Here is a 5,579-nt window from a genome sequence, read left to right as displayed (position 1 = left end):
CCACCCCGGCCCTCTCCCGGAGGGAGAGGGGGATGTCTGGCGTCGGACGCGGCGCCGTGTGGGGGCCGGTCGCAGGCAGAGCCTGCTCCTACAGGACCGTGCCTGGCCTGCTGGCAGTGCGGTGCCTTTCCCTTCTCCCTGCGGGAGAAGGTGGCCCGCAGGGCTGGATGAGGGGGTGGGCTCAGAACGGCGCCGGGCTTTCGAAGCGCAGGCGCTCGCCGGTGCGGGGATGGGTGAGGGCCAGCATGCTGGCGTGCAGGCACAGCCGCTCGTGCGCCTGCAGGGCTTCGTCGTGGGCGTAGAGGCGGTCGCCGAGCAGCGGGTGGCCGATCGAGAGCATGTGCACGCGCAGCTGGTGCGAGCGCCCGGTGATCGGGGTGAGTTCGACGCGGCTGAAGGTGCCGTGCCGTTCCAGGACGCGCCAGAAGGTCAGGGCATGCTTGCCCTGCTCGTGGTCGACCACGTGCCGGGGCTTGGTCGGCGGATCGTAGCGCAGCGGCAGGTCGATGCTGCCGCTGTCCTGGGCCGGTTCGCCCCAGCAGAGCGCGGTGTAGGCCTTTTCCGTCTCGCGGTCGTGGAACTGGCGGGACAGCTCGCGGTGGCTGTCGGGGTCGCGCGCCAGCACGATCAGCCCCGAGGTCTCCCAGTCGAGCCGGTGCACGATCAGCGCTTCCGGATAGCCGTTGTGCTGCAGACGGGTGATCAGGCAGTCGCGGTTGTCCTCGGCGCGGCCGGGCACCGAGAGCAGCAGGGTGGGCTTGTTGACCACCAGCAGGGCGTCGTCCCGATGGACGAATTCGATCTGGCTCAGGGGCATGGGATGGACTGTGCGCCAGCGACCCGGCAGGGGCCGCTGGGGGAGGAGGGGAAACAGCCGGATCAGCGATCCGGCAGGGTGATGTTCAGCTCGAGAATGGAACAGCTGCCCTGGTCCTCCAGCGCGACCTGCACCTGGTCCTGGTCGATGTTGACGTACTTGCGGATCACCTCGACCAGCTCCTTCTGCAGCGCGGGCAGGTAGTCCGGCTCGTTGCGGTGACCGCGCTCGTGGGCGACGATGATCTGCAGACGCTCTTTCGCGATCGACGCCGGGGTCTGCTTCTTGCGCTCACGAAAGAAGTCGAAAAGATTCATTCACGACCTCCGAATAGACGTTGCAGGAAGCCGGGCTTCTTCACGTCGAGGAAGCGGTGCGCGATCTCCTTGCCGAGCAGGCGGTCGACCGCGTCGCTGTACGCCTGGCCGGCGTCGCTCTGCTCGTCGAGGATGACCGGGATGCCCTGGTTGGAGGCCTTGAGCACCGCCTGGGATTCCGGAATCACGCCCAGCAGGCGGATGGAGAGGATCTCTTCGACGTCCTCGACGCCCAGCATCTCGCCCTTGGTGACGCGTTCGGGGTTGTAGCGGGTCAGCAGCAGGTGTTCCTTGATCGGCTCCTCGCCGTTCTCCGCGCGCCGCGACTTGCTGGCCAGCAGGCCGAGCATGCGGTCGGAGTCGCGTACCGAAGACACTTCGGGGTTGGTCACCACGATCGCCTCGTCGGCGAAGTACATCGCCAGGTGCGCGCCCTTCTCGATGCCAGCGGGCGAGTCGCAGATGACGTATTCGAAGTTTTCCTTGAGTTCGTTGATGACCTTTTCCACGCCCTCGATGTTCAGCGCGTCCTTGTCGCGGGTCTGGCTGGCCGCCAGCACGTAGAGGTTCTCGAGCCGCTTGTCCTTGATCAGCGCCTGGGTCAGCGTGGCGTCGCCGTTGATGACATTGATGAAGTCGTACACCACGCGGCGTTCGCAGCCCATGATCAGGTCGAGGTTGCGCAGGCCGACGTCGAAGTCGACGATCGCCGTCTTGTGCCCACGCAGGGCGAGTCCGGTGCCGATGGCTGCGCTGGTGGTGGTTTTGCCGACACCACCCTTTCCGGAAGTGACAACGAGAATCTTGGCCAAGGTTTCACCCCAATGAGAAGAGAGGCCGAAGCATCCGCCGACTGATGCGGATGTGGCCGTGATGCCTGAAAATTCGCGGCAGTATCCGTTAAAGGCGGGTGATGTTCAACACGTCGCCGGAGAGCCCGATCTGTACCGCCTTACCCCATAACGGCTCGCGTCTGAGGTCCTCGGCGACCTTGTAACTACCGGCGATGGAGACCATTTCGGCGGCCAGTTGCTGGCAGAAGATGCGCGCGTTCGGATTGCCCTTGATGCCGGCCAGGGCTCGACCCCTGAGCGGACCGTACACATGGATGTGTCCATCGGCGAGAAGTTCCGCGCCCGGGCTGACCGCCGCCATGACGATGAGGTCGCCGCCCTGCGCATAGACCTGCTGGCCACCCCGAATCGGAGTGGTCACCACGCGGCTCGGGCGATGCTCGGGCTCGGTCGGTTTGGCGGCCGGCGCCGGCTTGGCGGCCGGGTCGAGGCTGCGCTCGCGCGCGCCCGACGGGGGCAGCACCGGCAGGTCGAAACGGCCGGCGGCCTCGATCAGCTGCGGCTGGCTGGCGCGCAGCGCCAGGGTGCGCAGGCCGTGCTTGCGGCACAACGCGACCAGTTCGGCGAGGTCGAGCCCGGCCCCGTTCTCCGGCAGCTTTTCCAGCGCCAGTACCAGCGGGGTGTTGCTGAAGAAGGCTGGGGCCTGCTCCACCTTGGCCGCCAGTTGGCGGTCGAGGCGCTCCAGGTCGTTCTGCACGAGCTCGAGGATGGTAATGGCGAGCATGCTGCCCTTGAGCTGGAACACGGGTTCTTGGTCGAGGAGGTCGGCTTGGCTCATGGTCTGCCCGCTGCAATGAATGGCGTGGACTTATAACGAGCTGTGACGGGCGCTGCAAGTTGCAGCAGGGCCAATGGTCCGCTGGAGTGCAGATGCCGTGGGAGGCGCGCCCTCGCGGCGACCGGCGGCTGCGCCTCGCTAGCATCCAGCCCCGTCGTACCCGCGCAGGCCGGCGCCCCGGTGCAAGCCATCTGGGCTCCGGCCTTCGCCAGGGCGACGGCTCGGTCTCTGGCTGGGTGTCGTAGGGTGGGCTTCAGCCCACCGATGCAGGCCAGCGCCCAGGTGCAATCTGGTGGGCTGAGCCCACCCTACGCGGGAACATTCCCCCTGTGGCGCGCTCTCGCGAGCCTGCCATTGGCAGAACCGTGGTCCCGAAGGCGGGCCGACAAAAGCGGCGTTACCACCGGATTCGGTACGCGGCGAAGAATGGCTGCCGTGCCCGATCCTGGTGCTAGACTGCGCTGTCGTCCGTTACGGTGCCTGTCATGTCCTCCACCTCCAGCCTCAGCGAACCCCTTGCTCGGCCTGCGCTCGCCGCGACTCCACAGGCGCAACCCATGGTGCTGGGCATCATCGGCGCCGTGGCGCTGGTGCACCTGATCAACGACCTGATCCAGGCCGTGCTGCCGGCCATCTACCCGATGCTCAAGACCAACTACGGCCTGAGCTTCACTCAGGTCGGGCTGATCACCCTGACCTTCCAGCTGACCGCGTCGCTGCTGCAGCCCTGGATCGGCTTCTATACCGACCGCCATCCCAAGCCGTTCCTGCTGCCGGTCGGCATGCTCTGCACCGTGGTCGGCATTCTGCTGCTGGCGGTGGTCGGCAGCTTCCCGAGCATCCTGCTGGCCTCGGCGCTGATCGGCCTCGGCTCTTCCACCTTCCACCCGGAGGCCTCGCGGGTGGCGCGCATGGCCTCCGGCGGGCGCTTCGGCTTCGCCCAGTCGACCTTCCAGGTCGGCGGCAACACCGGCTCGGCGTTCGGGCCGCTGCTGGCGGCGGCCATCGTGGTGCCCTTCGGCCAGAGCAACATCGCCTGGTTCGCGCTGTTCGGCGTCTTCGCGGTGTTCGTGCTGTACCGGGTCGGCGGCTGGTACGCCCGCCACCTGGCGCTGTTCCGCGCCTCGCGCGGCCTGCAGCCCACCCACGGGCTGTCGCGGCGGCGGGTGATGGGGGCGCTGGCGGTGCTCGCGCTGCTGGTGTTCTCCAAGTACATCTACATGGCCAGCCTGACCAGCTACTACACTTTCTACCTGATCGAGCGCTTCGGGGTGTCGATCGCCCAGTCCCAGATGCTGCTGTTCCTCTTCCTTGGCGCGGTGGCGGTCGGGACCTTCGCCGGCGGGCCGATCGGCGACCGCGTGGGGCGCAAGCTGGTGATCTGGTTCTCGATCCTCGGCGTGGCGCCCTTCACCCTGCTGCTGCCCCACGTGGACCTGTTCTGGACCGCCGTGCTGACGGTGATCATCGGGCTGATCATGTCCTCGGCGTTCTCCGCCATCGTGGTCTTCGCCCAGGAACTGGTGCCGGGCAACGTCGGCATGGTGGCCGGTATCTTCTTCGGGCTGATGTTCGGCATCGGCGGCATTTCCGCCGCGCTGCTCGGCCATCTGGCGGACATCCGTGGGATCGTCCACGTCTACCAGCTGTGCGCCTGGCTGCCGCTGCTGGGGCTGCTGACGGTGCTGCTGCCCGACACCCGGGCGCGTCGCTGAGAGGCCGTGAGGCCGCTCACGCGCGTCCGCAGCGCCGGCGTTCTCGCTTAGAATGCCGGCTCGCCGATTTCCGGATCACCTGATGCAACGTCCTGCCTTCCGTCCCCATTTCCTCCATCCGCGTTACTGGCTGCTCTGGCTCGGTCTCGGCCTGCTGTGGCTGCTGGTGCAGCTGCCGTACCGGGCGCTGCTGAAGCTCGGGCGCGGGCTCGGCTGGCTGATGTACCGCTTCGCCAGGGGCCGCCGGCACATCGCGCGGCGCAACCTCGAACTGTGCTTCCCGCAGTGGTCGGCCGCCGAGCGCGAGGCGCTGCTGCGCGAGAACTTCGCCTCCAGCGGCATCGCCTTCTTCGAGATGGCCATGAGCTGGTGGTGGCCGCGCGAGCGCCTGCAGCGGCTGGCGCACATCGAGGGGCTGGAGCACCTGCAGCGGCTGCAGGCCGAAGGGCAGGGCGTGATCCTCATGGCGCTGCATTTCACCACGCTGGAAATCGGCGCCGCGCTGCTCGGGCAGCGCCAGACCATCGACGGCATGTATCGCGAGCACAAGAATCCGGTCTTCGACTACGTGCAGCGACGCGGCCGCGAACGCCACAACCGCGATGCCACGGCGATCGAGCGCGAGGACGTGCGCGCCATGCTCAAGGTGCTGCGCGCCGGACGGGCGATCTGGTACGCGCCTGACCAGGACTACGGCCGCAAGCAGAGCCTGTTCGTGCCGCTGTTCGGCGTCACCGCGGCGACGGTGACCGCCACCACCAAGTTCGCCCGCCTGGGCAAGGCGAAGGTGGTGCCCTTCACCCAGGAGCGCCTGGCGGGCGGGCAGGGCTACCGGCTGGTCATCCACCCGCCGCTGGAAGACTTCCCGGGGGAAAGCGAGGAGGCCGACTGCCGGCGGATCAACCACTGGGTGGAGGAGGCGGTCAGCCGCCTGCCAAGCCAGTACCTGTGGGCCCACCGCCGGTTCAAGACGCGCCCCGAAGGCGAGTCCAGCCTCTATCGATAGCTTCCGCTCCGATGTAGCCGCCGGAGGTGCGCCCTCGCGGTGATGCAACCGTAGGGTGGAAAACCGCGCAGCGTTTTCCACGCGGACCGGTG

Annotated in this window: 6 protein-coding genes; 2 read left to right on the top strand and 4 right to left on the bottom strand. The window is 67.6% G+C overall.

The window, feature by feature from the left end; genetic code table 11:
• Positions 1-181: 181 nt before the first annotated feature.
• The 4 genes from H610_RS0116425 to minC form a co-directional block, all read right to left on the bottom strand.
• Positions 182-817 carry an RluA family pseudouridine synthase gene (locus H610_RS0116425; protein WP_028240698.1) on the bottom strand — a complete coding sequence of 212 codons (636 nt, stop codon included), beginning with the start codon at positions 815-817 and terminating at the stop codon, positions 182-184.
• Positions 818-879: 62 nt separating this feature from the next.
• Positions 880-1,134, bottom strand: coding sequence for a cell division topological specificity factor MinE (gene minE / locus H610_RS0116420; RefSeq protein WP_028240697.1), 255 nt, complete (start codon positions 1,132-1,134; stop codon positions 880-882).
• Positions 1,131-1,946: a septum site-determining protein MinD gene (minD, locus tag H610_RS0116415; protein ID WP_028240696.1), complete on the bottom strand. Its 816-nt coding sequence runs from the start codon at positions 1,944-1,946 to the stop codon at positions 1,131-1,133. Before minD ends, minE begins: the two co-directional genes overlap by 4 nt.
• An 88-nt stretch (positions 1,947-2,034) precedes the next feature.
• Positions 2,035-2,766 (bottom strand): septum site-determining protein MinC, encoded by a 732-nt coding sequence (gene minC / locus H610_RS0116410; RefSeq protein WP_028240695.1) that lies wholly within the window; start codon positions 2,764-2,766, stop codon positions 2,035-2,037.
• A gap of 485 nt (positions 2,767-3,251) precedes the next feature.
• Between minC and H610_RS0116405 the strand changes: the two genes are divergently transcribed.
• Both H610_RS0116405 and H610_RS0116400 read left to right on the top strand, forming a co-directional pair.
• On the top strand, positions 3,252-4,481 hold the full coding sequence (locus tag H610_RS0116405; protein ID WP_028240694.1) for an MFS transporter: 1,230 nt from the start codon (positions 3,252-3,254) through the stop codon (positions 4,479-4,481).
• 82 nt (positions 4,482-4,563) lie between these two features.
• Positions 4,564-5,487 carry a lipid A biosynthesis lauroyl acyltransferase gene (locus tag H610_RS0116400; RefSeq protein WP_028240693.1) on the top strand — a complete coding sequence of 308 codons (924 nt, stop codon included), beginning with the start codon at positions 4,564-4,566 and terminating at the stop codon, positions 5,485-5,487.
• The last annotated feature ends 92 nt before the right edge of the window (positions 5,488-5,579 follow it).

Origin of the sequence: Stutzerimonas azotifigens DSM 17556, from assembly GCF_000425625.1 — a bacterium.
Lineage (GTDB): Bacteria > Pseudomonadota > Gammaproteobacteria > Pseudomonadales > Pseudomonadaceae > Stutzerimonas > Stutzerimonas azotifigens.
The sequence above is the reverse complement of the archived record's forward strand: the minus strand, read 5'-3'. Positions and strand labels throughout refer to the sequence as shown.

What these genes read in the sequence shown, in the direction of transcription:
- minE (WP_028240697.1), bottom strand. Translation starts at nt 1,134, where the DNA reads ATGAATCTTTTCGACTTCTTTCGTGAGCGCAAGAAGCAGACCCCGGCG.
- minC (WP_028240695.1), bottom strand. Translation starts at nt 2,766, where the DNA reads ATGAGCCAAGCCGACCTCCTCGACCAAGAACCCGTGTTCCAGCTCAAG.
- H610_RS0116400 (WP_028240693.1), top strand. Translation starts at nt 4,564, where the DNA reads ATGCAACGTCCTGCCTTCCGTCCCCATTTCCTCCATCCGCGTTACTGG.
- H610_RS0116425 (WP_028240698.1), bottom strand. Translation starts at nt 817, where the DNA reads ATGCCCCTGAGCCAGATCGAATTCGTCCATCGGGACGACGCCCTGCTG.
- H610_RS0116405 (WP_028240694.1), top strand. Translation starts at nt 3,252, where the DNA reads ATGTCCTCCACCTCCAGCCTCAGCGAACCCCTTGCTCGGCCTGCGCTC.